Below are 26,878 nucleotides of genomic sequence, written 5' to 3' on the forward strand. Positions count from 1 at the left end.
TAGCCCCATGCCCGACCGCGATGCCGACCCCCTGATCGTAGCGATCTCCTCGCGAACCCTGTTCGACATGGAGGAGAGCCACGCGCTGTTCGAGCGCGAGGGGCTGGATGCCTACGCCAACTTCCAGCGCGACCACGAGGACGACCTGCTCGCGCCCGGCATCGCCTTCCCGCTGGTGCGCAAGCTGCTGGCGCTGAACGAGGGCGCGCCGCCGGAGGCGCCGCGGGTGGAGGTGATCCTGATTTCGCGCAACTCCGCCGACAGCGGCCTGCGCATCTTCAATTCCATCGCCCACCACGGCCTGTCGATCAAGCGCGCGGCCTTCAGCAACGGCGCGCCGCCGTTCCCCTACATCAAGCCCTTCGGCGCCGACCTGTTCCTGTCGGCCAATGCCGAGGACGTGCGCAACGCGCTGGCCGCCGGCGTGGCCGCGGCGACGCTGTGGCCGTCCAAGGCGCCGCAGCAGCGCCACGACCAGCTGCGCATCGCCTTCGACGGCGACGCGGTGATCTTCGACGACGAAGGCGAGCGGGTCTCGCGCGAGGGCGGCCTGGCCGCCTTCGCCAAGCACGAGCGCGACCACGCCGGCGAGCCGCTGTCGGGTGGCCCGTTCCGCGGCTTCCTGGACGCGCTGCACCGCTTGCAGGCCGCGTTCCCCACCGGCCAGACCGCCCCGATCCGCACCGCGCTGGTGACCGCGCGTTCGGTGCCCGCGCACGAGCGCGTGATCCGCACCTTGCGCGAGTGGGGCATCCGCCTGGACGAGGCGCTATTCCTGGGCGGCCGCGCCAAGGGCCCGTTCCTGGAGGCCTTCGGCGCCGACATCTTCTTCGACGACTCCGAGCACAATATCGTCTCGGCGCGCGACCATGTCGCTGCTGGCCACGTGCCGCACGGCGTGGCGAATCGTTGAGCGGTTTTACTGAGCCTGGGGTTCCGCCTGGCCCAAGGGCAAGCGAATGTCGCTGAGCTTCCAGCTCAGGCCGTAGCGGCTGAGCACGAACACCACCGGGTCGCCGTCGGCGTTGCGCACGGTGGCGGTGAAGCGCGAGGGCGATTCGAAGCCGTACTTGGCGTCCTTGAGCGGATCGGCCGGCACGTTCGGCGCATACACGTCCTGGCCGCGCCCACCGCCGCCCAGGCGGTTGTAGAAGTTGCGGCCTTCCAGCACCGCGCCTATGCCCACCGGCGTGGCCAGCGCATCGACCGCGCCGCCGGCCAGGCCGCCAGCCAGGCGCAAGGCGAGGGCGCCGAAAGGATTGGCCTGCATCTCCACGCCGGCCTCGCGCACCAGATAGTCCTGCACCTGCGCCTTCAGGCTCAGGCGCAGCGCGGGGAAGTCGACATGCTTGTTCAACGCCGTGGTGTCCTGCTCCTGCACGGCTTTGCGGATCGCGTTGACGGTGAGGTAGGGCCCTGCCGCGACGTAGCCGAGCAGCACAGCCAGCACCAGGACGAGCAGGGCGATCCACTTCTTCATGCCGGGACTTCCGCGCGGTGGGGCTTCAGCTTAACGCCGAGGCCGATGGCTTGCTTGAACCGCCTGCGCCGCCGCTTTGGCTTTGGGGTAGGAGCGGCGTGAGCCGCGACCGCGCCCCCCCAACCACGTCGCAAGCCCGCAATCCCCCTGTAGGAGCTGCGCAAGCTGCGACCGCACCCTTTCGCGATGTGGCGGAAATCGCGGCTCACGCCGCTCCTACCCCAAGGCGGGAAGCGAGGTCAGAACTCCAGGTCCAGCGCCGCGCACAGATAGTCAGTGAACGGCGCCAGGCCGGTCAGGTCTGTTTCCAGGGTCTTGAGCAAACGCGTCCCGGTCATGGTCTCGTCCTCGATCGCACGCAGGGCGACGAAGTTCTTGCGCTTGAGGTCCTGGGCGAATTCGAAATCGTCGGGGAAGCCGCGCGGCATCCGGGTCAGCATCTCGTCCTCGTCCAGATCGAAGCGGCGGCGGAACTTGGGCTCGTGCGCGGCCGCCTTCCAACTGCCGGGATTGTCGAGGATGAAATGGCGGATGCGTCGCAGCGTGTCCGGCTGCGGATGCCACAGCCCCGACGCGATGAAGCAGTTGCCCGGCTGCAGGTGCAGGTAGAACGAGGGCGCCTCGACCTGGCGCGAGCGTTCGTGGAACAGCCGCGCGCCCTGCCAGCTCTTGTACGGAGTCTTGTCGTTGGCGAAGCGCGTGTCGCGCTGGATCCGGAACAAGGAGCCGCCCACGGTCTTGGGCTCGGCGCGGTAGTGCGCGCTGACGCCGGCCAGCACCGGCTGCAGGTCGGTCAGCAAGCGCTGGAACGGTGCGCGCACCTGCTCGTCGTACTCGGCCTTGTGCGCCAGGAACCAGGGGCGTTCGTTGTGCCGCGCCAGGCCGCGCAGGAATTTGAAGCTGGCGTCGGAGAAATAGCGGGCCATGGGGCTGGGAGTCAGCGAATAGGAGGCAGTGGATAGAGGCTAGCAGTTCGTTGCGGGGCGGTTCTTCACCTATTGTTGCAGGTCGGCGTCGATGTCGCGGCCCCAGGCTTCCAGGCGATCGAGCAGGGCCAAGCGCGTGCCGTCGCCGGCGTGGGTGGCGCGTTGCTGCGCGAGTTCGGCGTGAAAGCGCTCGAAGTTGTATTCGGCCAGGCCGTTGTCCTGATACAGCCGGCGGCGGCGGTAGTCGTCCCAGCGTGCGCGCTCTTCGGCGCTGAGGCTGTCGGGCCAGTTGCGGGCGCGGTAGCGGAACAGCAGTTCCGGCAGGCGCGCGTCGCGGAAGCCGAATTCGGTGCTGCCCAGCGCCGGCGGCGGCGTGGTGCGCACCTGGGCGAACAGTCGCTTGTCGCCGTCGCCGATGAAGCTGTCGTAGAGCGAGGCGTCGGCATCGCTGGCGCCGCGTTCGTCCTGGGCGTCGAACACCCGGCGCACCTTGTCGGCCAAGGCCGGGCCCACCGCGCGCAGCACCGCGGCACGCCGCTCGATCGCTTCCGGGGCTATGTTCAGGCGTTGGAAGTCGGCCTCGCGCAGATGGTTCCAGGCGATCAGCGCCGGGCAGCGATTGGTTTGCACTTCCTTCAGCGCCACCCGGGTTTCGCCCTCGGGCAGGTCGGCGCTGGGCGTGTACAGGCGGTCGGCGATGGCCTCGGGGCTCAGCTGCAGCAGCGCGTCGGGTTCCTGGTCCAGGTCGAACACGATGATCCGGCTGTCGATGCGCGGATGGCGCGCGATCGGCAGCACCGCGGCCGCGCACAGGCGCTGCGCCGGATAGCGTTGCGACACATGCAGCACCGGGGTCATGTGGGCGATGTCGAGCAGGCCCGCGGCGTAGCGCTTGTCGCGCAGGCGCAGCGCGTATTCCCACAGGCGCGGCTGCGCGGCCTTGAACTTGCGCGCCAGCCCGATCAGGGCGCGCACGTCCGACAGCGCCTCGTGGGCGTCGCCTTCGCGCACGCCGTTGGCCAGGGCCAGGTGTTCGAGCCGGAACGAGGTCGCGCCGTCCTCGCGCTGCGGCCAGACCAGGCCTTCGGGGCGCAGCGCGTGCGCCAGACGCAGCACGTCGAGCAGGTCCCAGCGCGAATTGCCGTTGCGCCACTCGCGTTCGTAAGGATCGTAGAAGTTGCGGAACAGCCCGTAGCGCACGAACTCGTCGTCGAAACGCAGCGAGTTGTAGCCCAGGCTGCAGGTCTGCGGTCGCGCCATCTCGTCATAGATCAGGGCGAAGGCCTCGGCCTCGGTCATGCCGTCGCGCAGGGCGTCCTGTGGCGCGATGCCGGTGACCAGGGTGGCGCCGGGCGACGGCAGCAGATCGTCGGCGGGTTTGACGAAGACGCTGATCGGCTCTTCGATCTGGTTGAGCTCGGCGTCGGTGCGGATCGCCGCGAACTGGGCGATACGGGTCGTGCGCGGATCGGCGCCGTAGGTTTCCAGGTCGTAGAACAGGTAACTGGCGGCCATGCGCGCTCAGTCGTCCGCGGGCAGGGGCGACAGCCGCGCGCGCACTTCGGCGTCGACCGCGTTCCAGTCCAGGCTGTCCAGGCGGTCGTGGCCGCGGGTGAGATCGACCAGCAGCCGGCGCTGGGCCTGGCCGCGCTCGAAGGCCGTGGCGTAGGGCATGCGGTGGAAGGTGACCATGGCGTAGCGCGGCATGAAACGGTCGGGGTGGCGCTCGGCCAGCTCGCGCTCCAGGGCGCGCTGCAGCAGATAGTCGTCGTCGTCGACGCGGTCGCGCATTTCCAGGTAGTTCTCCAGCGCCATGGCCTGGATCGCCCGCGCATTGGGCAGGCGCTGGGCCTGGAAGGCGGCGAAGGCGGCGGCGCGGTCGTCGCCGCGCTCCAGGTGCTGGGCCAGGGCCACGCAATCCTCGAAGGCGCAGTTCATGCCCTGACCATGAAACGGCACCATCGCATGGGCGGCGTCGCCCAGCAGCACGGCGCGCTCGTCCAGGTACCAGCGGTCCAGGTACAGGGTGGCGAGCAGGCCGGCAGGATTGCGCTCGAAGTCCTGCTCCAGGTTCGGGATCAGCGGCAGCGCGTCGGCGAAATCGCGCTCGAACAAGGCCCGCGCCTGCGCGCCGTCGCGCACGCTGGCGAAGCTGGGCTCGCCTTCGTTGGGTAGGAACAAGGTGACGGTGAAGGTGCGCTCGTCGTTGGGCAGGGCGATGCACATGTAGCGGCCGCGCGGCCAGATATGCAGGGCATTGGGCTCGATGCTGAAACCGCCGTCGGGCGTGGGCGGAATCTCGAGTTCCTTGTAGGAATGGCCCAGGAACTCGGTGCGCTCGCCCAGGTCGGCGTGCCGGCTCATGGCTGCGCGCAGCGCCGAGCCGGCGCCGTCGGCGCCGACCAGGCTGTCGAAGGCGGCCTCATGCAGGCTGCCGTCGCGGTCGTCGGCGAAACGGGCGATGCGTGCATCGAAATCCACTTCGGCCAGGCCGCGGTGGAAGTGCAGGTTCGCACCGGCTTCCTGCGCGATCTGCAGCAGGATCAGGTTGAGCTCGCCGCGGTGCACCGACCAGATCACTTCGCTGTCGTCGCGGCCGTAGCGCTGCAGGTCGCAGCGGCCGTCGAGGAAGTGGACCATGCGCCCGCGCATCATCACCGCCTGCGCCATCACCGCCTCGTCCGCGCCGGCCAGGCGCAGCGCGTGGCGGCCGCGCTCGGCCAAGGCCAGGTTGATCGAGCGCCCGCCCTGGTAGCCCTTCAGCCGCGGATCGCCGCGCTTCTCGTACACGTCCACGACCCAGCCGCGGCGGGCGAGCAGGGTGGCCAGCAAGGCGCCGGCCAGGCCGGCGCCGATGAGGGTGATGCGCTTGGAGGTGGATGCGTTCAAGGTCCTATTCCTGCGGTGCGCTGACTGCGATCCGGTTCCGCGCCGTGCCTCCGATACCGTCATTCCCGCGAAGGCGGGAATCCAGTAGCTTCAGCCGGTACCTACGAGGTCCTGCCACAAGTCCCGCCAATCCGGGTTGGCTTCCTCGATCAGCCGGATCTTCCATTCCCGGTTCCATTTTTGAGTCGCTTCTCACGGGTAATGGCGCTGTCCATGGTTTCGTGCAACTCATACCAAACCAGCCGAGTTACCTCATGACGTTCAGTGAATCCTTCGACGGCGTGTTCCCGATGTTGCCATATGCGTTGGATCAGGTCTGAGGTAACGCCGATGTACAAGGTGCCTCGCTTCGCGCTGGCCAATAGGTAGACAGCGGGAGATTTCGGCATGTCGGCCTCGTTCTGGATTCCCGCCTTCGCGGGAATGACGGCGTTTAAGGCTCAATTTCCGCGCCACTGCTCCACCGCATGCACGAAGCGCAGCACGTCGGCGTGGGTGTTGTAGAGCGGCGCGGGGGAGATGCGGATCACGTCGGGTTCGCGCCAGTCGCCGAGCACGCCCTGGCGGGCCAGGTCGTCGAACAGGGCGCGGCCGGCGGCGCGGCCGCTGAGGCCGCGGCCGCCGATCACCCGCAGCGACAGCTGGCAGCCGCGCTGGGTCGGGTCGGCCGGGGTCAGGATCTGCAAGGTGTCGGCCAGGCGCGCGCGGATCAGCGTTTCCAGGTAGCCGGTCAGGCGCTGCGACTTGGCCCGCAAGGCGTTCATGCCGACGCGGTCGAACAGGTCCAGCGAGGCGCGCAGCGGCGCCAGGCCCAGGATCGGCGGGTTGCTGAGCTGCCAGCCCTCGGCGCCCGGCGTGGGCTCGAACTGCGGGCCCATGCGGAAGCGCGTGCTTTGGTCGTGGCCCCACCAGCCGGCGAAGCGCGGACGCTCGCTGCGCGCGTGGCGCTCGTGGACGAAGCAGCCGGCGACCGCGCCGGGACCGGCGTTGAGGTATTTGTAGTGGCACCACACCGCGAAGTCGGCGCCGCTGTCGTGCAACTGCAACTCCAGATTGCCGACGCCGTGGGCCAGGTCGAAGCCGCAGACCGCGCCCTGCGCATGCGCGAGCCGGGCGATCTCGGCCAGGTCGAAGGCCTGGCCGGTGCGGTACTGCACGCCCGGCCACAGCACCAGCGCCAGACGCGAGCCGTGCTGCGCGATCGCGCGTTCGATCGAGGCCATCGAGAACAGGCCGTCCGGCCCGTCGGGCTGCAGCTCGATCAGGTCCACGTCCGCATCGTAGCCGTGGAAGGCGACCTGCGAGGCCACCGCGTAACGATCGGACGGGAACGCGCCGGATTCGATCAGCACTGCCGGGCGCTCGCGCGTGGGCCGGTAGAAGCTGACCATCATCAGGTGCAGGTTGGCGGTCAGCGAGTTCATCGCCACCACTTCCGACGGCAGCGCGCCGACCACGTGGGCCAGCGGCTCGCGCACCAGCTCGTGGTAGGGCATCCACTGCGCCTGGCCGGTGAAATGGCCTTCCACCGCTTCGTGCGCCCACTTGTCCAGCACTTCCTCGACATGCGCGCGCGCGCCGCGCGGCTGCAGGCCCAGCGAATTGCCGACGAAATAGGCCTGCTCGCCGTCGCCGTGACGCGGCAGCAGGAACTCGCCGCGCAGGGTCGGCAGCGGATCGGCGGCGTCCAGGGCCAGGGCGTGTTGCGGGGAGTGCGGATCGGTCATGGGATGTCTGGGAGTCGGCGCAAGCGCGAGCGCGCGAGGGTCGTGGAAGGAGGATGCGGCACGCGGCTCAGGCGAAGCGCGACAGCGGCAGGCCCAGCCATTCCAGCGCGGTGCCGTGGTAGAGCCGCGCCTGTTCGGCTTCGCCCAGGGTGAGCGAGGCGATGCCGGCGCCGGGTACCTGTTCGCCCAGCGGGAACGGGTAGTCGGTGCCCAGCATTACTCGCGACACGCCGCAGGTGTCGATCAGGTATTGCAGCGCGCGCGGATCGGCGACCCAGGAATCGAAATACATCCGGCCCAGGTAGTCGCGCGGATTGCGCGGGTTGTCGGTGGCGACCAGGTCCGGACGCATGTTGAAGCCGTGCTCGATGCGGCCGATGGTGTAGGGGAAGCTGCCGCCGCCGTGGGCCATGCAGATCTTCAGCTTGGGCAGGCGTTCGAGCACGCCGCCGAACACCAGGCAGCAGGCCGCGCGCGACTGCTCGGCGGGCATGCCCACCAGCCAGGGCAGCCAGTACTTGGGCATGCTGGTCGCGCCCATCATGTCCCAGGGATGGACCAGGATCGCCGCGCCCAGGTCGCTGGCGGCCTGGAAGAACTCGAACAGTTCCGGCGCGTCCAGGTTCCAGTCGTTGATGTGGCTGCCGATTTGCACGCCCTGCAGGCCGAGCTGGTCCATGCAGCGCTCCAGTTCCTGCACCGCCAGCCGCGGCGACTGCAGCGGCACGGTGCCGATGCCGGCGTAGTGGCGCGGATAGGCGCGGCAGGCCTCGGCCATGTGCTCGTTGAGCGCCTGGTGCAGTTCCAGCGCGTGGTGCGGCTTGGCCCAGTAGCTGAACATCACCGGCACGGTGCTGATCACCTGCACCTGCACGCCGAACCGTGCGTAGTCGTCGATGCGTTCCTGCGGGTCCCAGGTCTTGGACCATATCTCGCGGAAGAACTTGCCGTCCTTGTAGATGCGGTGGCGGCCGTCGTCGGTGTGGTGGATGACCGGGAAGCGGTCGTCGCCGTACTTGCGCGCCAGGTCGGGCCAGTCGCGGGGCAGGTAATGGGCGTGGGTGTCGATCTTCAGCATGGGCCGAGTTTAGCCGAGGGGCCGGGGGCGGGCACGGTGCGGCGCGGCAACGGTAAAGCAAAAGCAAATCCCCCCTAGCCCCCCTTTTTCAAAGGGGGCTGCCGGCGACGCTCGTGCTGGTACTCCCCCTTTGAAAAAGGAGACTGAGAGGGATTTGCTTCCCGCCTCAGGTATCCGGCATCGCGTACTTGGCCGGCGCCGGATTGAGGTGCCCGCACTGGCCGCAGGTGCGGTGCTCGCGCGAGGCGTAGAAGCGCTCGAACACCGGCGGGAAGTCGGTCTCGATGTTGTGCAGGTGGAAATACTCTTCGTACAGCTTGTGGTTGCAGCGCTCGCAGAACCACATCAGGCCGTCGTCCTCCTCCGGCCGGCGGCGGCGTTCGATGACCAGGCCGATGGAGTCGGGCATGCGCTGCGGCGAATGCGGCACCCGCGGCGGGAGCAGGAAGGTCTCGCCGGCCTTGATCGGGATGTCGCGCACCGCGCCATCTTCCTGGATGCGCAGCACCATCTCGCCCTCGAGCTGGTAGAACCACTCCGCGCCCTCGTCCCAGTGGTAGTCGGTGCGCTGGTTGGGGCCGCCGACCACCATGACGATGAAATCGCCGACGAAGACCACCTTGTTGCCCACCGGCGGCTTGAGCAGGTGGCGGTGTTCCTCGATCCAGGCCTGCAGGTTGATCGGTCCGGGCAGCATGGCTTACTCCCCGCCGCGCGCCAGGCGCGCGACGCATTTGAGTTCGATCGCGATCGGCGTCGGCAGCGCGGTGATGCCCAGGGTGGTGCGGCAGGGCGCGCGGTCGATGTCGGGGAAAAACTCGGCCCAGACCGCGTTGTAGGCGGTGAAGTCGCGGGCCATGTCGGTCAGGTAGACGGTCACGTCGACCAGGTCGTCCCAGGACGCGCCGCTGGCCTCGAGCACTGTGCGCACATTGGCGAACACGGCGCGGCATTGCAGGCCGATGTCGTAGGCCAGCAGGCTGCCGTCGGCGTCGTGGACGTTGCCGGGAATGCCGTTGCTGGCGGGGTCGCGCGGGCCGATGCCGGACAGGAACAGCAGCTCGCCCACGCGCCGCGCATGCGGGTACAGGCCCACCGGGCGCGGCGCGGCGTCGGCGCGGATCGCTTCGCTCATCGCGGCGAGCCCCCGTGGGTGGCGTGCACGCGCTTGACCGCGGCGTCGTAGGCCGGCTGCAGGCGATCGAACGCGCCGATGTCCATGCCCAGGTCGTTGACCCGGCCGTTGCGCAGGCTGTAGACCCAGCCGTGCACGGTCAGCGGCTGGCCGCGCGACCAGGCGTCGCGGACGATGGTGGTCAGGCAGACGTTCTGCACCTGCTCGATCACGTTGAGCTCGCACAAGCGGTCGTGGCGCTCGTCCTGGTGGGCATGGGAAATGCAGGACACGTGCTTGTCGGCCACGTCGGTGACATGGCGCAGCCAGTTGTCGACCAGGCCGTAGCGGTGGCCGTGCAACGCCGCGTGCACGCCGCCGCAGCCGTAGTGGCCCACCACCAGGATGTGCTTGACCTTGAGCACGTCGACCGCGAACTGGATCACCGACAGGCAGTTGAGGTCGGTGTGCACCACCACGTTGGCGATGTTGCGGTGGACGAAGACCTCACCCGGGGCCAGGTCGATGATCTGGTTGGCCGGCACGCGCGAATCGGAACAGCCGATCCACAGGTATTCGGGCGCCTGCTGCCGCGATAGGCGGGCGAAGAATTCCGGGTCCTCGGCGTTGATCCGGTCGGACCAATCCCGGTTGCGGCTCAGCAGGTCGTCGAGTGCGTTCATGGGGCGGATCCGTTGACTAAGGGAAGGCGGGGCGGGCGCAGGCGGGGCCGCGCACGCCGGGCGCGCAGACCTTCAACAAACGGCGGCCGACGATCTGGCCGCTGCCGTCGCGCACTTTCAGGTCGTAGCGGCCGGGGCGCAGGTACAGCGGCAGGCGGCGTTCGGCAGCGGTCAGCACCACAGTCTGATCGGCGGGCACGGCATCGGCGCGGTCGCCGGCGTAGCGCGCTTCCAGCGCGCAGGGCAGGCGCGCCAGGCAGGCTTGCAGATAGGCCGACAGGTCCACGGGCACGCGGCGGCCGCCCAGGCGCATCCAGTCCGGGCGCACCACGGCGTCGGGCGTGTCGGCGAAGATCACGGTCGCGTCGTGGCGGTTCGGCCATAGCGCCCACGGACGCAACGTGCCCCGCGCGAGCAGCACGCTGGGCTGGGTCGGGCGGAACTCCGCGGCCAGGCGGTCGGCGACCGAGGCCGGTTCGCCCGGCGGGGCCGGCGACAGGATCGCCTGCTCCACGCTCAAGGGTTCGATGCCGGTCAGACGCTGGAACTCCATCGCCATCGGCCGGGTGGTCGGGCCGAAGCCGCCCAGGCCCTTGTCGATGTGCGCATAGCCGGCATGCACCAGCAGCTTGGCCTGCGGGTTGGCGCGCAGCACGCGTTCGACCAGATGCTCGGCCTGGCGCGTTTCGCGCTGCTGCTGGGTCTGGCCGGGAATGCCGGCGGAGTCGTAGGGCACCAGGGTGTAACCCAGGCGCAGCGCCTCGCGGATGAGTTCGGCGTAGATCGGATCGCCGCTGTAGTAGCCGCTGCGCGAATACAGCGGATAGCCGCGTTGCGCCAGTTCGGTGTCGGCCGCGTCCAGGGTTTCCAGCGCCAGATGGGTGTAGCCCAGCGCGCGCAGGCGCGGGAGCAGGGCCAGGGTCAGGCGGCGCGTGGTGTTGCGGTGGTGGGCCTCGTTGATCATGACCACCTGGCGGCTGGCGGCGCGCGCGGCGACCCAGTCCAGCGCCGGCAAGGCGACATGATTGCGGCGCGTGGGCAGCGCGTAGGCGTCCGGCAGTTCTTCCCAGAAAGGCATCTGCCGGTCGGCGTCGTTGGGCCGGCCGTAGAAGCCGTACTCGGTGGCCAGCATCTGGCCCACCTCGTAAGCCAGCGCTTCGTCGCCGCCGACCGGGTAGCCGTAGGCGAGCAGGAAGCGGCGGTACTCGTCGGGCTGGGCGTTGAACTGGCGGTAGAACTCGTCGATGGGATCGGGCGGCAGGTCCTGCGCGGGCGCGGTCAGCGCCGCGGCCAGCAGCCAGGGCCCGCACAGCGCGGCCAGGGCGTGGGCGCGGTAGCGCCGGATCGTGGTGCGCATTCCTTGCAGGGGCGTGGACGAGCTCATCCCAGGTGCAGTCCGACGTTCTTGGCTTCGGTGAAAAAGCGCATGGCCTCAACGCCGCCCTCGCGGCCCAGGCCGGAAGCGCCGACGCCGCCGAAAGGCGTGCGCAGGTCGCGCTGCAGCCAGGTGTTGATCCAGACCATGCCCACGCGCAACTGCGCGGCCAGGCGATGGGCGCGGCCCAGGTCGCGGGTCCAGACCGAAGCCGACAGACCGTAGTCGCCGGCATTGGCCAGGGCCAGGGCGTGGCTGTCGTCGTCGAAGGGCTGCAGGGTCACCACCGGCCCGAAGATTTCTTCGCGGTTGCTGGCGGTGTCCGGGCCCAGGCCTTCGATCACCGTCGGCGCCACGTACCAGCCGGGGCGATCCAGCGCTGCGCCGCCGCACAGCACCTGGCCGCCTTCCTCGCGCGCGCGCGCCAGGGCGCGCAGCACCTTGTCGTAATGCGCCTGCGACACCAGCGGGCCCAGGGTGGTGGTTTCCTCTTCGGGTTCACCGGCGCGCAGCGCCTGCGCACGCTCCACCAGTGCTGCACGCAGCTGCGGATAGATGCTGCGCTCGATCAGCATGCGCGAGCCGCACAGGCAGATCTGGCCGGAGTTCTGGAACGCCGAGCGCACCAGGGTGTCGAGCTGGTTGCGCCAGTCGCTGTCGGCGAACACCAGGGTCGGGTTCTTGCCGCCCAGTTCCAGCGAGACCTTCTTCAATTTGGGCGCGGTCAGCGCGGCGATGCGCGTGCCCACCGCGGTGCTGCCGGTGAAGGAGATCGCGCGCACCGCCTCGTGCAGCACCAGTGCTTCGCCTACGTCCGGGCCCAGGCCATGGACCAGGTTGAGCACGCCGGGCGGGAATCCGATCTCGGCGGCCAACTCGCACAGCAGGGTCGCGGTGGCGGGCGTGACCTCGGACGGCTTGGCCACCACGGTGTTGCCGGCGGCCAGCGCCGGCGCGATCTTCCAGGTGAACAGGTACAGCGGCAGGTTCCAGGGCGAGATCGTCGCCACCACGCCCAGCGGCGAGCGCAGGGTGTAGTTCAGGCCGGCCTGGCCGTGATGCGATTCGCTGGCGAACTGGGTGGCGGCGTGGGCGAAGAAGCGCAGGTTGGACACCGCGCGCGGAATCTCGGCCTCGCGCGCCAGCCGGATCGGCTTGCCGGCGTCGCGCGATTCGGCGCGGGCGAAGTCCTCCAGGCGCGCTTCCAGGGCGTCGGCCAGTTTTTCCAGCCAGCGCGCGCGTTCGCTGTGGGGCAGGGCGGACCAGGCCGGAAAAGCGCGTTGCGCCGCGGCGATGGCGGCGTCCACGTCGTCGGCGTTGCCGGCGGCGACCTGGGCATACGCCTGCGCATTGGCGGGATCGTAGACCTCCAGCCAACGGCCGCCGGCCGGGTCGCGGGACTGTCCGTCGATGCAGTGCCGGTACTGTCGCATGGGTCTAGCTTAACGCGCCGGCCGGTCAGCGCCCATGCCGTTGCGCTGCGCCGTGCGGACCTTGCGGCCAAGGCGTGCAAAGTCGTGGGGCACACAGGTCGCGCTTTCGTTGCGCGCCGACCATGACCTCTGTCTCCCGGCACTTGACGTGCCGTTATGGCGCTGCGCACATTCGGACCGATCCATTCCATTCATGTCCCGCGGCGCAACACGCAGCCGCCGCGCGGGCCCTAACGGCGGATGACGAACGTGCACAGACGCGATTTCCTGACCATGTCCGGCCTGGGTGTGGCCGGGCTGATGATTCCCTACGGCAATCTGATCGCCGCCGAGGCCCTGCTCGATGCGCCCATCGACGTGGCCAAGAAGAAAGCCCTGGCCGACGCGGCCCTGGCCGCGGCCACCGGCGCCGGCGCCAGCTATTGCGACGTGCGCATCGGCCGCTACCTGCGCCAGTTCGTGATCACCCGCGAAGACAAGGTGCAGAACGTGGTCAACACCGAGTCCACCGGCGTGGGCATCCGCGTGCTGGTGGACGGCGCCTGGGGCTTCGCCGCCAGCAACCGCCTGACCAGCGACGGCGTGGCCCAGGCCGCGCGCCAGGCCGCGGCCATCGCACGTGCCAACGCGAAAGTGCAGACCGACAAGGTGCAACTGGCCAAGGCGCCCGGCGTGGGCGAGGTCGCCTGGCGCACGCCGATCAAGAAGAACGCGATGGAAGTACCGATCAAGGACAAGGTCGACCTGCTGCTGGGCGTGAACGCCGCGGCGGTCAAGGCCGGCGCCGACTTCGTCAACTCCATGCTGTTCCTGGTCAACGAGCAGAAGTATTTCGCCTCCACCGACGGCAGCTACATCGACCAGGACGTGCACCGGATCTGGGCGCCGATGACGGTGACCGCGATCGACAAGGCCAGCGGCAAGTTCCGCACCCGCGACGGCCTGTCCTCGCCGATGGGCATGGGCTTCGAATACCTGGACGGCGCCGCCGCCGGCAAGGTCGTCTCGCCCAACGGCGTGGTCAACTACAGCAGTTCCTACGACATGCTCGAGGACGCGGTCGCCTCGGCCAAGCAGGCGCGCGAGAAGCTCACCGCGCCGTCGGTGAAGCCGGGCAAGTACGATCTGGTGCTGGACCCCTCGCACACCTGGCTGACCATCCACGAATCGGTCGGCCACCCGCTGGAACTGGACCGCGTGCTCGGCTACGAAGCCAACTACGCCGGCACCAGCTTCGCCACCCTGGACAAGCGCCGCGACAAGTTCCGCTACGGCAGCGATCAGGTCACCCTGTTCGCCGACAAGACCCAAGTCGGCAGCCTGGGCGCGGTCGGTTACGACGACGAAGGCGTGAAGACCAAGCGCTGGAACCTGGTTCAGGACGGCACCCTGGTCGACTACCAGACCATCCGCGATCAGGCCCACATCCTGGGCAAGACCGAATCCGACGGCTGCTGCTACGCCGATTCCTGGTCCAGCGTGCAGTTCCAGCGCATGGCCAACGTCTCGCTGGCGCCGGGCAAGAACAAGCTCAGCGTGGCCGACCTGGTCAAGGACGTGGAGAACGGCATCTACATCATCGGCGACGGTTCGTTCTCGATCGACCAGCAGCGCTACAACGCCCAGTTCGGCGGTCAGCTGTTCTACGAAATCAAGAACGGCAAGATCACCGGCATGCTGGAAGACGTGGCCTACCAGATCCGCACGCCGGAATTCTGGAATGCCTGCGTGGCCGTCTGCGACGACAGCGATTACCGCCTGGGCGGTTCGTTCTTCGACGGCAAGGGCCAGCCGGGCCAGGTCTCGGCGGTCTCGCACGGCTCGAGCACGGCGCGCTTCAACGGCGTCAACGTCATCAACACCGCCCGCAAGCTCGGCTGAGCGCAGGAGAAACCCAATGACCATGTTCACCGAAGCGCAGGCCCGCGCCATCGTCGAGAAGGCCGTCAAGCTGTCCAAGGCCGACGAATGCACCGCCACGCTCACCGGCTCCGTGTCCGGCAACATCCGTTTCGCGCTCAACAACGTTTCCACCAGCGGCATCGTCGAAGACGCCGACCTGGCCGTGCAGGTGGCCTTCGGCAACCGCGTGGGCACCGCCACCATCAACGAGTTCGACGACGCGGCGCTGGAGCGCGTGGTGCGCCGCGCCGAGGACCTGGCGCGGCTGGCGCCGGAGAACCCCGAGTTCATGCCGGCGATCGGCAAGCAGGACTACAAGGCCAGCGCCACCTTCAGCGAGTCCACCGCGGCGATCACGCCCGAGTACCGGGCCAAGGTCGCGGCCGACTCGATCGCGCCGTGCAAGGCCGACAAGCTCACCGCCGCCGGCTTCCTCGAGGACGGCCAGAGCTTCGTCTGCTTCGCCAACTCCAAGGGCAACTTCGGCTACCAGCGCGCCACCAACTTCAACTACACCTGCACCGTGCGCACCGACGACGGCCGCGGTTCGGGCTGGGTCGGGCGCAATCTCAAGGACGCCGACGCGTTCAAGGTCGACAGCGACATCCGCACCGCGATGCGCAAGGCCACCGAGTCGGCCGAGGCCAAGGCGCTGGAGCCGGGCAAATACACGGTGATCCTGGAACCGGCCGCGGCCGCCGGCCTGATCTCGTTCATGATGAACTTCTTCGACGCGCGCCAGGCCGACGAAGGCCGCAGCTTCCTGTCCAAGAAGGGCGGCGGCAACAAACTCGGCGAGCAGGTCTACGACCCGCGCGTGATCATCACCTCCGACCCCTGGGACGAGCGCGCGCCGGTCCTGCCCTGGGACGGCGAGGGCCTGCCGCGCGAGAAGATGGCGATCATCGACAAGGGCAAGGTGTCCACGCTGCGCTACTCGCGCTACTGGGCCAAGAAGCAGGGCAAGCGCGAGGTCGCCACGCCCGGCAACCTGCTCATGGCCGGCGGCGACAAGTCCACCGCCGAGCTGGTCAAGGGCACGGCCAAGGGCATCCTGGTCACCCGCACCTGGTACATCCGCCTGGTCGACCCGCAGACCGTGCTGCTGACCGGCCTGACCCGCGACGGCACCTTCTACATCGAGAACGGCGTGATCAAGCACCCGGTGAAGAATTTCCGCTTCAACGAGTCGCCGGTGATCATGCTCAACAACATCGAGGAGCTGGGCAAGCCGGTGCGCGTGGCCGGCGACGAGTCCAGCTTCGTGATGATGACTCCGCCGATGAAGCTGCGCGATTTCACCTTCACTTCGTTGTCGGACGCGGTCTGACCCACCACGGGCGGCGCGGCGTCCGCGCCCGCCGCCCTTCACGTTTTCCGCCAGCGGGTACGACGGTTCCATGCAACGACGCGAATTTCTCGGTGTCACCGGTCTGGGTCTGGCCGGCCTGATCCTGCCTTACGGCCGCAGCATCGCCGCCGAGGCGCTGCTGGAGCCGGTGGACACGGCCAAACGCCGGCAACTGGCCGACGTGGCCCTGGCCGCCGCGCGCGAGGGCGGGGCGGACTATTGCGACGTGCGCATCGGCCGTTATCTCAATCAATCGGTGATCACCCGCGAGGCGCAGGTCCGCAACATCGTCAACACCGAGTCGGCGGGCGTGGGAATACGCGTGCTGTGCCAGGGCGCCTGGGGCTTCGCCGCCACCGCGCGCCAGAGCAGCGACGCGGTCGCCGCGGCCGCGCGCCAGGCGCTGGCGATCGCCCGCGCCAACGCGCGCGTGCTCACCCGCAAGGTCGAGCTGGCGCCGGTGCAGGGCGTGGGCGAGGTGCGCTGGGCCACGCCGGTGCGCAAGAACGCGATGGCGGTGCCGGTCAAGGACAAGGTCGACCTGCTACTGGGCGTGAATGCCGCCGCGATGAAGGCCGGCGCCGACTACGTCAACTCCACCCTGTTCGCGATCAACGAGCAGAAGTACTTCGCCTCCAGCGACGGCAGCTACATCGACCAGGACGTGCACCGGATCTGGCTGCCGCTGACCGCCACCGCGGTGGACAAGGCCAGCGGCAAGTTCCGCACCCGCGACGGCCTGTCCGCGCCGATGGGCATGGGCTACGAATACCTGGACGCCGATCCGGCCGGCAAGCACGCGCTGCCCGGCGGCCTGGTCGGCTACGGCCGCTCCTACGACGTGATGGAGGACGCGGTGGCCGCGGCCCGCCATGCGCGCGCCAAGCTCAAGGCGCCGTCGCTGAAGCCGGGCAAGTACGACCTGGTGCTGGACCCGTCCAATCTGTTCCTGACCATCCACGAGAACGTCGGCCATCCGCTGGAGCTGGACCGCGTGCTGGGCTACGAGGCCAATTACGCCGGCACCAGCTTCGCCACCCTGGACAAGCGCGAGCAGGGCTACCGCTACGGCAGCGAGCGGGTCAACTTCGTCGCGGACAAGACCCGCGCCGGCAGCCTGGGCGCGGTGGGCTACGACGACGAGGGCGTGAAGACCCGGCAGTGGGACCTGATCAAGGACGGCGTGCTGGTCGACTATCAGGCCACGCGCGACGAGGCGCATATCCTGGGGCATAAGGCATCGCACGGCTGCAGCTATGCCGATTCCTGGTCCAGCGTGCAGTTCCAGCGCATGGCCAACGTCTCGCTGATGCCCGGCAAGCAGAAGTTGAGCGTGGCCGAGATGGTCAAGGACGTGGAGCGCGGCCTGTACGTGCACGGCCGCGGTTCCTATTCCATCGACCAGCAGCGCTACAACGCCCAGTTCGGCGGCCAGCTGTTCTTCGAGATCAAGAACGGGCAGGTGACCGGCCTGGTTGAGGACGCGGCCTACCAGATCCGCACGCCGGAGTTCTGGAACGCCTGCAGCGCGATCTGCGACGAGCGCGATTTCCGTCTGGGCGGTTCGTTCTTCGACGGCAAGGGCCAGCCCAGCCAGGTGTCGGCGGTGTCGCACGGGTCCAGCACGGCGCGCTTCGACGGCATCAACGTGATCAACACCGCGCGGGCGCTGTAGGGCGGGCGATGCGCAGGCAGGTTCCGGTACGGATCGCAAAGCTGCACGACGCGAGCGCGGGTCGGTGAACCGCGCCGCGTTCCTGCGCCTGATGCTGGGCGGCCTGGCCGGCGCCGCGTTGGCGCCCGCGTGGCGTCCGGCGCGCGCGGCCGCGGACTACGACTTCTGGTTCACCCGGCTCAAGTACGACTCCGGCGACTGGGACGTGGACCAGCGCATGCCGGCCAACCTCATCACCTCGCTGATCGATTACACCCACCTGCGCGTGGACCCCAAGGAGCACGTGCTGGCGCTGGCCGACCCGAAGATGCTGACCGCGCCGTTCTGCTACCTGGCCGGACACAAGCTGGTCGAGTTCAATCCCGACGAGCGCCGCAACTTCGAGCGCTACGTGCGCAACGGCGGTTTCGTGTTCGTCGACGACTGCAACCACGACATCGACGGCCTGTTCGCGCGCTCGTTCGAGGCGCAGATGGCCTCGATCTTCGGCCGCAAGGCGCTGAAGAAGCTGGCCAAGAACCATCCGATCTACCGCAGCTTCTTCGTCTTCGACGGCCCGCCCGCCACCGGTTTCGAGCTCAACGGCTGGGGCGACGACCTGGTCCACGACTACCTGCAGGGCATCGACATCGACGGCCGCCTGGGCGTGCTCTACAGCAACAAGGACTACGGTTGCGAGTGGGACTACGACTGGCGCAACAAGCGCTTTCTGGCCGATGACAACACCAAGTTCGGGGTGAACATCGTGATGTACGCCTTGAATTCGTAGCGCGCGAATTAGCCCCCTTCGACAAGGGGGCGGCGGCCGCGCGGCGGTCGCGGGGGATTTGCTTTTGCTGTTGCTCTGAAGCCGCCACAGCAAAAGCAAATCCCCCCCTAACTCCCTTTTCAAAAAGGGGAGGGGTAGGGTGGGGCGGCACGTAGGCAAAGGTTTGGAGCGGCGATGAGTACCCACCAAGGCAACGGCAACACCGGCGAGGCGCAACTGCAGGAACAACTGGCGCGCCTGGGCCAACTGCGCACCGCGATCGCCCAGGCCATCGTCGGCCAGAACGACGTGGTGGAGCAGTTGCTGATCGGCCTGCTCGCCGGCGGCCACTGCCTGCTCGAAGGCGTGCCCGGCCTGGGCAAGACCCTGCTGGTGCGCACCCTGGGACAGGCGCTGGCGCTGCAGTTCCGGCGCGTGCAGTTCACCCCGGACCTGATGCCCAGCGACATCCTCGGCACCGAGCTGCTGGAAGAGGACCACGGCACCGGCCACCGCCATTTCCGTTTTCAGCCCGGCCCGATCTTCACCAACCTGCTGCTGGCCGACGAGCTCAACCGCACCCCGCCCAAAACCCAGGCCGCGCTGCTGGAAGCGATGCAGGAGCGCACGGTCAGCTACGCCGGCGTGACCCACACCCTGCCGTCGCCGTTCTTCGTGCTGGCCACGCAAAACCCGCTGGAGCAGGCCGGCACCTATCCCTTGCCCGAGGCGCAGCTGGACCGCTTCCTGCTGCACGTGCGCGTGGACTATCCCAGCGAGCGCGAGGAGCACGACATCCTGCAGCAGACCACCGGCAGTTCGCAGGAGCAGGTGCCGCAGGTGATGGCCGGCGAGCAGGTGCTGGCCTTGCAGGCGCGCGTGCGCGAAGTGCATCTGGCCGACGATCTGCTGCTGTGGATCACCCGCCTGGTCCGCGCCAGCCGCCCGCGCGACAGCGCGCTGGCCGAGGTGCAGCAATGGGTGAAGTGGGGCGCCGGCCCGCGCGCCGGCCAGTCGTTGGTGCTCGCGGCCAAGGCCCGCGCCCTGCTGCACGGGCGCCTGGCGGCCACGCGCGAGGACATCCTGGCGCTGGCCGCGCCGGTCATGCGTCACCGCCTGCTGCTGTCGTTCGCGGCCGAGGCCGAACAGAAGAGCGCCGACGACGTGGTCGCCGCGCTGCTGCGCGGCGTGCCCTTCGGCGGCTGACGGGCGCGCAGTGAGCGAGCTCATTCCGCCGGCGGTGCGCGCGCGCTTGCGCAATCTGCGCCTGACCTCGCGTCGGGCGGTCGGATCGCATGGCCTGGGGCTGCACCGCAGCCGCAGCCGCGGTGCCGGTTTGGAATTCGCCCAGTACCGCGCCTACGAGCCCGGCGACGAGCTGCGCCAGATCGACTGGAAGCTGTACGCGCGTTCGGACAAGTTCTTCGTGCGCGAGGCCGAGCGCGAAAGCCCGCTGGCGATCTGGCTGCTGCTCGACGCCACCGCGTCCATGGATCAGCGCGACGAAGCGCGGCCCGATCATTCGCGCCTGGACGCGGCCAAGTCGCTGGCCGCCTGCGTGGCCGAACTGGCGTTGCGTCAGAGCGACCGCTTCGGCCTGATCGCGCTGCGCGAGGACGGCCTGCGCCTGCTGGCACCCGGCACCGGCACGCGCCAGCGCGACCGCCTGCGCCTGGAACTGCAAGCCCTGCGCGCGCACGGCGGCTGGCCGTCGCCGCAGGTGCTGCGCCCGCTGTGGGAACGCATCGGCGCCGACGACCTGGTGCTGATGATCGGCGACGGCTTGGACGAAGCCGGCCTGGCGGTAGCCGAGCGTCTGGCGGCCGCGCGTCGCGAAGTGCTGAGTCTGCGCATCCTCACCGTCGGCGAGCGCGATTTCGCCTATCAGGGCGGCCGCCGTTTCCGCGATCCGGAAACCGGCGAGGAATTGCTGGGCGACGGCGCCGCGCTGCGCGCCGAGTTCCTGCAGCGCTTCGGCGCGGCGCGAGCCGCCGCCGACGCGCGCCTGGACGCCTGCGGCATCCGTCACGCCGAATACGTGCTGGACCAGGAACTGGACCTGCCGCTGCGGCGCCTGTTCGGCGCCCGCGACGCCGCGGAGTACGCGTGAACCTGGCTCTGTTGCTGCCCGCCGCCCTGGCCGCTCTGGCGGCGCTGGCGCTGCCGTTGCTGATCCACCTGGCCCGGCGCAGCGAGCAGCGGCCGACCGATTTCGCCGCCCTGCGCTGGCTGCGCGCCAAGCCGCGCCCGCGCAGCCGCATCCGTTTCGACGAGCTGTTCTTGTTGCTGCTGCGCCTGTTGCTGTTGATCTTGATCGCCCTGTGGCTGGCACGGCCTGCGCTGTACGGCGCCGCTTCCGACGTGCCTTGGGTGGCGGTGGCGCCGGGCGTGGACGCAGGCGCGGTAGCGGCAGCCGTGCCGAAAGGCGCGCGCGTGCATTGGCTGGCACCGGGCTTCCCGACCTACGAACAAGCCGCGCCGGCGGCGGCTGCCGCGGCCAGCTTGTTGCGCGAACTGGACGCGACGCTGCCCGAAGCCGTGGCGCTGACCGTGCTGGTGCCCGCCGAACTCGACGGCGCCGACGGTCAGCGGCCGCAGCTCTCGCGCGAGGTCGCGTGGAAAGTGCTGCCCGGCAAAGCGCCGGCGGCGACGGCGCGCACGGCCGGCTTGCCGCGCGTCGCGATCCGTTACACGCCCGAACGCGCGTCGTCGCTGCCGTACCTGCGCGCCGCCGTCTCGGCCTGGTCGGCGCAGGACACGCGCGTGGACGCGGCCGACATCGGGGTTGCGTTGCCAACCGATGCCCAGGCGGTGCTGTGGCTGGCCACCGGCCCTATGCCGCCCGCGCTGCGCGACTGGGTTGCCGCCGGCGGCACCGTGCTGACCGATCCCGCCACGCCCTGGCCGCAGGCCGGCACGCCGGCGCCGGCGTGGCGCGGCGACGACGGCGCGGTGCTGGCGCAAGCGCAGGGCTTTGGACGCGGCCGCGTGCTGCGCCTGACCCGCGCAGCGACGCCGCTGGAACTGCCGCAACTGCTGGACCCCGAGTTCGCGCGCCAGCTGCGCGACCTGCTTACCGCCGTGCCGGCGCCCACGCGTGCGAATGCGGACAACTATCGCCCACGCAGCGGCGCCGCCGCGTATGCGCCGCCCGCGCTGGACCTCAAGCCGTGGCTGGCGCTGCTGATCGCGGTCGTGTTCCTGCTCGAACGTTTGTGGGCGAACCGGCCGCGGCGGAGCGGGGCGCCATGAAGGCCGATACGGTCCTGCGCGCCTGGTTGCAGGCCGCGCGTCGCCGTCGCATCGGCGTAACCACCTGCGCGGCGCTGCCTTGGGCCGCCGTGCTGGCCACGGCGGTGGCGCGCTGGGGCAGCATCGCGCTGGCTGCCGCGGTCGCCGCGATCACGGCGGCGGCCGTCGTCGCAGGCGCCTGGTCTTACGCGCGGCGCCTGGATACGCGGTGGCTCGCGCGTCGGCTCAACGACCGCCGCGCGGACATGGACGACAGCGCGGACCTGTTGTTCGCCGCCGACGCGCCGCTCTCGCCGCTGCAGCGCCTGCAGCAGGCGCGCCTGCGCGAGCGCATCGAACGCGGCGCCACGCCCGACTTGCGCGAACCCTGGCCCTGGCGCCGCATCGCCGCGGGTGCCGTCGTGGCCGGTCTGCTGCTGGCCGCGCTGCTGTGGTGGCCGACGGCGCAGGACCTGCCGCTGCACCAACGCCTGGCCGAAGCCACGGGCCTGGCGCCGGCGCCCACGCACACGCGCCTGCTGCAAGCGCAACTGGCGATCGCGCCGCCGGCTTACACCCGGCTGCCCGCGCGCACGCAGGACGAACTGGACGCCAAGACCGTGCAAGGCGCGAGCCTGCGCTGGACCCTGCGCCTGTCGCCGCAGCCGCAAACGGCGGCGCTGGCGTTCCACGACGGCCGCCGGGTGGTCCTGCAGCGCAGCGGCGAGGATTGGATCGGCCAGAGCGTGCTCGACAAACCGGCGCTGTACCGGCTGGAACTCGACGCGCGCGCCTTGCCCTTGCAAACCCGGCGCCTGTACCGCCTGGACGCCACGCCCGACCGGGCACCGCAGTTGCGCGTGATCGAGCCCGACCGCGGCCTGAGCCTGATGCAGCCGGGCCAGCGCGCCTGGCCGCTGGCGTTCGAGGCCAGCGACGATTACGGCGTGGACGCGGGCGCGCAACTGCGCGTGGTCCTGGCCCAGGGTTCGGGCGAGAACATCACCTTCCGCGAGCGCCAGATCGCGTTGCAGGGCAGCGGCGGCGCGCAGTCCAAGCGCTACGTCCACCGGCTGGACCTCGGCGCGTTGGGCTATGCCGTAGGCGACGACCTGATCGTGCAACTGATGGTGCACGACAACCGCCGGCCGCAGGCACAGAGCGCGCGCAGCCCCAGCCTGATCCTGCGCTGGCCGGCCGACGCCGGCAGCGAGGCCACCGGCATCGAAGGCCTGGTCAAGACCGTGCTGCCCGCGTACTTCCGCAGCCAGCGCCAGATCATCATCGACGCCGAAGCGCTGCTGGCGCAGCGCCGGCGGCTGGACGCCGACACCTACCTCAAGCGTTCCGACGGCATCGGCGTGGATCAGCGCATCCTGCGCCTGCGTTACGGCCAGTTCCTGGGCGAGGAAGCCGAAGGCGAACCGCAACTGCCGACCAACGATGCCGAGGAAGAGGGCGCGCACGAGGAAGGGGAGCACCACGACGGCGACGGCCACGACCATGCGACGGCGCCCAAGCAGGACGGTCACGACCATGGCCAGGCATCTGCATCGGAACCGGCGAAGTTCGGCGACCCCGGCTCGGTGCTGGAGCAATACGGCCACACCCACGACCACGCCGAAGCGGCCACGCTGCTGGACCCGGAAACGCGCAAGCTGCTCAAGTCCGCGCTGGACGAGATGTGGCAGTCCGAACTGCACCTGCGCCAGGGCCATCCCGACCAGGCGCTGCCCTACGCCTACAAGGCGCTGCGCTACATCAAGCAGGTACAGCAGGCCAGCCGCATCTACCTGGCGCGGGTGGGCCCGGAACTGCCGCCGATCGACGAAGGCCGGCGCCTGAGCGGCGATCGCGCCGGCCTGGCGCGGCGCGGCGATGCCCTGAGCCGCGCCGACACCTCCGTGCCGACCTTGGAAGCCTTGTGGCGCACGCTCGATGCCGCGCCCGGCAGCGAGGCCGCCGCCATCGACACCGCCGCGCTGGAACGCTGGCTGCGCGACAACGAAACCCGCGTGGCCGATCCGCTGGCGCTGGTCGCGGCCATCGACGCGCTGCGCGAACGCCCCGACTGCGCCGACTGCCGCGCCCGCCTGCGTGGGCTGCTGTGGCCGCTGCTGCCGCGTCCGCCCGCGGCGGTGCCGCGGCGTGGCGACGGCGGCGAGGAAGGGCGGCGCTATCTGGACGCATTGCGTCGGGAGCGTGCGCCTTGAACGCCGCCGCCGCGACGCCCGAACTCGTGTTGGCGGCGCTGCTCATGCTTGCGGCCGCGCTGGCGCTGGTCGGCGTGGTGTGGCGTCAGCGCCGCGCCGCCGCCGAGCAGCGCTCGCGTCCCTGGCGCTTGGCGCTGCTGCTCGCCGCGCAGCCGCTGTGCGCGGCGTTGCTCTATCTGACTTTGCTGCCGCCGGCCGTGCCGGTCGCGGCCGACGCTCTGAGCGTGGCCACCGCCGGTACCGGCGGATTCGGTAGCGACACTGCGCATCGCATCGTCCTGCCGGAGGCGCCGGCCTCGCTCGACGGCGAGCGTTTGCCCGATCTGGCCACCGCGCTGCGCCGCTATCCCGGCACGCGCCGGCTGCAGGTGCTGGGCCACGGACTGGAGGCGCGCGACCGCGATGCCGCACGCGGTTTGACCGTCGACTATCGCGCACCGCCGCCGCGCCGCGGCCTGACCGGTTTGTGGCCCCCCGCGCGCGTGGTCGCCGGCGGCGACTTCGTGGTCCACGGTGTCGCAACGGGCGTCACCGGCGGCAGCGTGGAACTGCTGGACCCTGCCGGCCAGCGCGTAGACCGTGTAGTGCCCGGCGCCGATGGCCGCTTCGCCCTGCAAGGCAGCGCACGCACGCCGGGCCATGCCGGTTTCGCCGTGCGCGTGCTCGATGCGCGGCGCGCCAAGGTGGAGCAGGTCGAGTTGCCGCTGCAGGTGCAGGCCGAAGCCGCGCCGCGCCTGCTGGTGCTGGCCGGCGCGCCCAATCCGGAGCTGAAATACCTGCGCCGCTGGGCGATCGACAGCGGTCTGCGCCTGCAGACCCAGATCAACACCGGCGGCGGCATGCAGCTAGGCGACGCGCCCATGGCTTTGAACGCCGCGAGCCTGCGCGATTACGACCTGGCCGTGATCGACGAGCGTGCGTGGGATGCGCTGTCGCCCGGGCAGCGCGCGGCGCTGGCCGAGTCGGTACGCGAAGGGCTGGGCCTGCTGCTGCGCGCCAGCGGCCCCTTCTCGCCCGGCCTGAGGGCGCAGTGGCGCGCCTGGGGCGTGAGCCTCGATGCCGGTGGCGACAGTGCGGTATCGCGTCTGGCAGGCGAGGGCGCCGACGAAGATGCGTTGCGCGCGCGCCTGGGCCCGGGCTCCACCGATGCGCCGCGTACCGCCGACGCCGCCGTACCCGAACTGCCGCCGCTGAGCCGCCGGGCCTTGCGCCTGGACCCGTCGCAGCTGCAGGTCTGGTTGCGCGACAGCGCGAACACGCCGCTCGCGGGTTGGCGGGAACTCGGCCGCGGCCGCGTCGCGGTGTGGACCTTGGGCGACAGCTACCGGCTGGCGCTGGCCGGCCGCGGCGATGCGCACGCGCGTTTGTGGAGCCAGGCGCTGGCGCAAGTGGCGCGTGCGCGCGCCCAATCGCAGACACCGACCCTGCCGGCCTGGGCCTGGCCCGACGAGCGCATGACGATCTGCGGCCTGGGCCAGGGCGCGCGCGTGATCGCCGCCGACGGCACGCAGACCGCATTGCGCTTGGACCCGGCCAGCGGCGCACAACGCTGCGCAGGCTATTGGCCGCGCGTCGCCGGACGTCACCTGCTGCGCCAGGGCGACGACGAATGGCCGTTCTCGGTGCGCGCCGCCAACGACGCGCCGGGTCTGCGCGAAAACGAATTGCGCGAGGCCAACCTCGCTTTGGCGGCACAGGGCGCGCCGTCCGCCGCGACGCTGGCCAAGCAAACCCAGCGCGGCGCCTCCTGGCCCTGGTTCCTGGCCTGGCTGTGCGTGGCCGCGGCGTTGTGGTGGTTAGAACGTTCGCGTTATGGTCGGCGCTTGGCTGCGTCCGCATGAACGATCGATTCGCTACGTGCGCACAGTCGCCGTTCTCGGTCCGCAGCTCCGAGCTTGGATCGCGCAAAGCTCGATAGACGCCGATTCCCAGAAAACTGCTGCGCCGCCGCTTAGGCCCGGACTCAGCCGGTCGGCAAGTAGCGGGGCACCTTGGCCCGCAGCAGTCGCACCAACACCGGGTCCATGTAATCGAAGTCGTCCGGTATGTCCAAGCACACGATGCGTTTGCCGGCCAGATGCCGGCGGAATTTCTTGGACAGCTTGTTGCGGTGCGTCTTTTCCATGACGAAGATCAGGTCGGCCCAGGCGAGCAGTTCCGGCGACACGGGTTGGCCGGCCTCGTTGCCCAGGCCGGCAGACTGGGTCTCGATCCCCGGCCAGTCGGCGAACACCTGTTCCGCCGTCGGACTGCGCAGCCGGTTCTGGGTGCAGATAAAGAGGACGTTGCGCGACAAGGCGCCTCCTGTAGCCCGTTTGGGTTCTACCGAGCCGCGATGCAGCGTCGGCAATCTATCCGTATTGCAAAGCGGCGCGGCAGTCCTGGCCCAGCTCATCAGCACGCCCCTTCAGGTCCGCCCACCGTATCAGCGTTAGAGCCCTGCCGGCCTGCGCTCTAATCGATCTCCAGTCGCGATGATGGAATATGGTGCGGTCATCGCAGTGCAGGGCTTCGTCGCTCAAGCCGTCGCAGTCGGAGCGCATGGACGCCAACAGCGCCAGCAGATCGGCGCAGTCCCAGCCTTGGGACGCGTCCAGGAAGCGATCAATCGCCAGGAACTTCGACGACCGGGCCTCGCAGGCGGGGCAGTCCGGAATGGTTTCGCATTGCCGGGCCGGGTCGAGCGCCAGGAACTCGAGTGCATGGCCCAGCTCGCAAATCCTGAGCACGGCCAGATGTTCGCCGGCTCCGTACAGCTTCCACACGATCGTGGACAGCGGCTCCGGCCCGATGCCGGCCGGAAGCGGATGGTGCGCGGGGTTCAATGGCATTGGCCCCTCGGCTCGAGCAGCGCTTAGACGGTACCGATCAGCCTAACGGATGTTCTGCCTGGCCATCAGGGTATCCGCGTGCCGGTGCACTACACGCCAACCCTCCGGCTCGCGGCGGAAGATGGTGGTGGCCCATGGCGGTGGGGGCGGGCCCAAGGGGAAATACGCGATGCATGCCCGGAGCCGGCAATTGGGTGGGCTAGGTTTGCAAAAATACCAACC

At 69.8% G+C, this 26,878-nt stretch carries 24 protein-coding genes; 10 read left to right on the top strand and 14 right to left on the bottom strand.

Going from position 1 to position 26,878, the window contains the following annotated elements; all coding sequences use genetic code 11:
- Window positions 1-7 precede the first annotated feature (7 nt).
- Window positions 8-913 (top strand): 5'-nucleotidase, encoded by a 906-nt coding sequence (locus tag DX914_RS04570; protein ID WP_115857858.1) that lies wholly within the window; start codon window positions 8-10, stop codon window positions 911-913.
- A gap of 6 nt (window positions 914-919) precedes the next feature.
- Here the strand turns inward: DX914_RS04570 and DX914_RS04575 are convergent, their stop codons facing one another.
- The 12 genes from DX914_RS04575 to DX914_RS04630 all read right to left on the bottom strand — a co-directional run bounded on the left by DX914_RS04575 (window position 920) and on the right by DX914_RS04630 (window position 12,705).
- A complete protein-coding gene (locus DX914_RS04575) occupies window positions 920-1,480 on the bottom strand; it encodes a DUF2939 domain-containing protein (RefSeq protein ID WP_115857859.1) in 561 nt (186 codons plus the stop codon).
- 239 nt (window positions 1,481-1,719) lie between these two features.
- Complete coding sequence (locus DX914_RS04580; protein WP_115857860.1) at window positions 1,720-2,406, bottom strand: DUF2461 domain-containing protein; 687 nt, start codon at window positions 2,404-2,406, stop codon at window positions 1,720-1,722.
- Between the two features lie 69 nt (window positions 2,407-2,475).
- On the bottom strand, window positions 2,476-3,921 hold the full coding sequence (gene sbcB / locus DX914_RS04585) for an exodeoxyribonuclease I (protein WP_115857861.1): 1,446 nt from the start codon (window positions 3,919-3,921) through the stop codon (window positions 2,476-2,478).
- A gap of 6 nt (window positions 3,922-3,927) precedes the next feature.
- Complete coding sequence (locus tag DX914_RS04590) at window positions 3,928-5,295, bottom strand: FAD-dependent oxidoreductase (RefSeq protein WP_115857862.1); 1,368 nt, start codon at window positions 5,293-5,295, stop codon at window positions 3,928-3,930.
- A 149-nt stretch (window positions 5,296-5,444) separates the two neighbouring features.
- Entirely contained in the window at window positions 5,445-5,684 is a 240-nt protein-coding gene (locus tag DX914_RS04595; protein WP_331250636.1) for a GIY-YIG nuclease family protein, read from the bottom strand.
- 51 nt (window positions 5,685-5,735) lie between these two features.
- The gene (gene kynU / locus DX914_RS04600; RefSeq protein ID WP_115857863.1) at window positions 5,736-7,022 is read right to left on the bottom strand and encodes a kynureninase; all 1,287 of its coding nucleotides are present in this window, start codon (window positions 7,020-7,022) and stop codon (window positions 5,736-5,738) included.
- A 67-nt stretch (window positions 7,023-7,089) separates the two neighbouring features.
- A complete protein-coding gene (locus DX914_RS04605) occupies window positions 7,090-8,100 on the bottom strand; it encodes an amidohydrolase family protein (RefSeq protein ID WP_115857864.1) in 1,011 nt (336 codons plus the stop codon).
- 166 nt (window positions 8,101-8,266) lie between these two features.
- The gene (locus DX914_RS04610) at window positions 8,267-8,797 is read right to left on the bottom strand and encodes a 3-hydroxyanthranilate 3,4-dioxygenase (RefSeq protein ID WP_115857865.1); all 531 of its coding nucleotides are present in this window, start codon (window positions 8,795-8,797) and stop codon (window positions 8,267-8,269) included.
- A gap of 3 nt (window positions 8,798-8,800) precedes the next feature.
- Window positions 8,801-9,235, bottom strand: a complete 435-nt coding sequence (locus DX914_RS04615) for a RidA family protein (RefSeq protein WP_115857866.1) — start codon at window positions 9,233-9,235, stop codon at window positions 8,801-8,803.
- Window positions 9,232-9,897, bottom strand: coding sequence for a carbonate dehydratase (gene can, locus DX914_RS04620; RefSeq protein ID WP_115857867.1), 666 nt, complete (start codon window positions 9,895-9,897; stop codon window positions 9,232-9,234). Before can ends, DX914_RS04615 begins: the two co-directional genes overlap by 4 nt.
- A 16-nt stretch (window positions 9,898-9,913) precedes the next feature.
- The gene (locus tag DX914_RS04625; RefSeq protein WP_115857868.1) at window positions 9,914-11,254 is read right to left on the bottom strand and encodes a hypothetical protein; all 1,341 of its coding nucleotides are present in this window, start codon (window positions 11,252-11,254) and stop codon (window positions 9,914-9,916) included.
- A gap of 23 nt (window positions 11,255-11,277) precedes the next feature.
- Window positions 11,278-12,705, bottom strand: coding sequence for an aldehyde dehydrogenase (locus DX914_RS04630; RefSeq protein WP_115857869.1), 1,428 nt, complete (start codon window positions 12,703-12,705; stop codon window positions 11,278-11,280).
- A gap of 249 nt (window positions 12,706-12,954) precedes the next feature.
- On the opposite strand from DX914_RS04630, the gene DX914_RS04635 reads away from it, so the two are divergent.
- From DX914_RS04635 to DX914_RS04675, 9 genes are all read left to right on the top strand, one after another.
- A complete protein-coding gene (locus DX914_RS04635; protein WP_196778817.1) occupies window positions 12,955-14,586 on the top strand; it encodes a TldD/PmbA family protein in 1,632 nt (543 codons plus the stop codon).
- 16 nt (window positions 14,587-14,602) lie between these two features.
- Window positions 14,603-15,937 (top strand): TldD/PmbA family protein, encoded by a 1,335-nt coding sequence (locus tag DX914_RS04640; RefSeq protein WP_115857870.1) that lies wholly within the window; start codon window positions 14,603-14,605, stop codon window positions 15,935-15,937.
- A gap of 70 nt (window positions 15,938-16,007) precedes the next feature.
- The gene (locus DX914_RS04645) at window positions 16,008-17,633 is read left to right on the top strand and encodes a TldD/PmbA family protein (protein WP_196778818.1); all 1,626 of its coding nucleotides are present in this window, start codon (window positions 16,008-16,010) and stop codon (window positions 17,631-17,633) included.
- 91 nt (window positions 17,634-17,724) lie between these two features.
- Complete coding sequence (locus DX914_RS04650) at window positions 17,725-18,402, top strand: DUF4159 domain-containing protein (RefSeq protein ID WP_115859131.1); 678 nt, start codon at window positions 17,725-17,727, stop codon at window positions 18,400-18,402.
- A gap of 174 nt (window positions 18,403-18,576) precedes the next feature.
- The gene (locus tag DX914_RS04655; RefSeq protein WP_115857871.1) at window positions 18,577-19,587 is read left to right on the top strand and encodes an AAA family ATPase; all 1,011 of its coding nucleotides are present in this window, start codon (window positions 18,577-18,579) and stop codon (window positions 19,585-19,587) included.
- A gap of 10 nt (window positions 19,588-19,597) precedes the next feature.
- Window positions 19,598-20,491, top strand: a complete 894-nt coding sequence (locus DX914_RS04660) for a DUF58 domain-containing protein (RefSeq protein WP_115857872.1) — start codon at window positions 19,598-19,600, stop codon at window positions 20,489-20,491.
- Window positions 20,488-21,633, top strand: coding sequence for a BatA domain-containing protein (locus tag DX914_RS04665; RefSeq protein WP_115857873.1), 1,146 nt, complete (start codon window positions 20,488-20,490; stop codon window positions 21,631-21,633). The genes DX914_RS04660 and DX914_RS04665 overlap by 4 nt, the downstream gene beginning before the upstream one ends.
- Window positions 21,630-23,825, top strand: coding sequence for a hypothetical protein (locus tag DX914_RS04670; protein WP_115859132.1), 2,196 nt, complete (start codon window positions 21,630-21,632; stop codon window positions 23,823-23,825). Before DX914_RS04665 ends, DX914_RS04670 begins: the two co-directional genes overlap by 4 nt.
- Window positions 23,822-25,666, top strand: coding sequence for a carboxypeptidase regulatory-like domain-containing protein (locus DX914_RS04675; protein WP_196778819.1), 1,845 nt, complete (start codon window positions 23,822-23,824; stop codon window positions 25,664-25,666). Before DX914_RS04670 ends, DX914_RS04675 begins: the two co-directional genes overlap by 4 nt.
- Window positions 25,667-25,788: 122 nt before the next feature.
- On the opposite strand, the gene DX914_RS04680 is transcribed toward DX914_RS04675, so the two are convergent.
- Both DX914_RS04680 and DX914_RS04685 read right to left on the bottom strand, forming a co-directional pair.
- Window positions 25,789-26,121 (bottom strand): low molecular weight protein tyrosine phosphatase family protein, encoded by a 333-nt coding sequence (locus DX914_RS04680; RefSeq protein WP_115857874.1) that lies wholly within the window; start codon window positions 26,119-26,121, stop codon window positions 25,789-25,791.
- A 55-nt stretch (window positions 26,122-26,176) separates the two neighbouring features.
- Window positions 26,177-26,656 carry a hypothetical protein gene (locus tag DX914_RS04685; RefSeq protein WP_115857875.1) on the bottom strand — a complete coding sequence of 160 codons (480 nt, stop codon included), beginning with the start codon at window positions 26,654-26,656 and terminating at the stop codon, window positions 26,177-26,179.
- Window positions 26,657-26,878: the final 222 nt, after the last annotated feature.

Origin of the sequence: Lysobacter silvisoli, from assembly GCF_003382365.1 — a bacterium.
Classification (GTDB): Bacteria; Pseudomonadota; Gammaproteobacteria; order Xanthomonadales; family Xanthomonadaceae; genus Lysobacter; species Lysobacter silvisoli.

Excerpts from the sequence above, each read along its gene's own strand:
- DX914_RS04570 (WP_115857858.1), top strand. The coding sequence starts at position 8 with ATGCCCGACCGCGATGCCGACCCCCTGATCGTAGCGATCTCCTCGCGA.
- DX914_RS04575 (WP_115857859.1), bottom strand. The coding sequence starts at position 1,480 with ATGAAGAAGTGGATCGCCCTGCTCGTCCTGGTGCTGGCTGTGCTGCTC.
- DX914_RS04580 (WP_115857860.1), bottom strand. The coding sequence starts at position 2,406 with ATGGCCCGCTATTTCTCCGACGCCAGCTTCAAATTCCTGCGCGGCCTG.
- sbcB (WP_115857861.1), bottom strand. The coding sequence starts at position 3,921 with ATGGCCGCCAGTTACCTGTTCTACGACCTGGAAACCTACGGCGCCGAT.
- DX914_RS04595 (WP_331250636.1), bottom strand. The coding sequence starts at position 5,684 with ATGCCGAAATCTCCCGCTGTCTACCTATTGGCCAGCGCGAAGCGAGGC.
- kynU (WP_115857863.1), bottom strand. The coding sequence starts at position 7,022 with ATGACCGATCCGCACTCCCCGCAACACGCCCTGGCCCTGGACGCCGCC.
- DX914_RS04605 (WP_115857864.1), bottom strand. The coding sequence starts at position 8,100 with ATGCTGAAGATCGACACCCACGCCCATTACCTGCCCCGCGACTGGCCC.
- DX914_RS04610 (WP_115857865.1), bottom strand. The coding sequence starts at position 8,797 with ATGCTGCCCGGACCGATCAACCTGCAGGCCTGGATCGAGGAACACCGC.
- DX914_RS04615 (WP_115857866.1), bottom strand. The coding sequence starts at position 9,235 with ATGAGCGAAGCGATCCGCGCCGACGCCGCGCCGCGCCCGGTGGGCCTG.
- can (WP_115857867.1), bottom strand. The coding sequence starts at position 9,897 with ATGAACGCACTCGACGACCTGCTGAGCCGCAACCGGGATTGGTCCGAC.
- DX914_RS04625 (WP_115857868.1), bottom strand. The coding sequence starts at position 11,254 with ATGCGCACCACGATCCGGCGCTACCGCGCCCACGCCCTGGCCGCGCTG.
- DX914_RS04630 (WP_115857869.1), bottom strand. The coding sequence starts at position 12,705 with ATGCGACAGTACCGGCACTGCATCGACGGACAGTCCCGCGACCCGGCC.
- DX914_RS04640 (WP_115857870.1), top strand. The coding sequence starts at position 14,603 with ATGACCATGTTCACCGAAGCGCAGGCCCGCGCCATCGTCGAGAAGGCC.
- DX914_RS04645 (WP_196778818.1), top strand. The coding sequence starts at position 16,008 with ATGCAACGACGCGAATTTCTCGGTGTCACCGGTCTGGGTCTGGCCGGC.
- DX914_RS04650 (WP_115859131.1), top strand. The coding sequence starts at position 17,725 with ATGCTGGGCGGCCTGGCCGGCGCCGCGTTGGCGCCCGCGTGGCGTCCG.
- DX914_RS04655 (WP_115857871.1), top strand. The coding sequence starts at position 18,577 with ATGAGTACCCACCAAGGCAACGGCAACACCGGCGAGGCGCAACTGCAG.
- DX914_RS04670 (WP_115859132.1), top strand. The coding sequence starts at position 21,630 with ATGAAGGCCGATACGGTCCTGCGCGCCTGGTTGCAGGCCGCGCGTCGC.
- DX914_RS04685 (WP_115857875.1), bottom strand. The coding sequence starts at position 26,656 with ATGCCATTGAACCCCGCGCACCATCCGCTTCCGGCCGGCATCGGGCCG.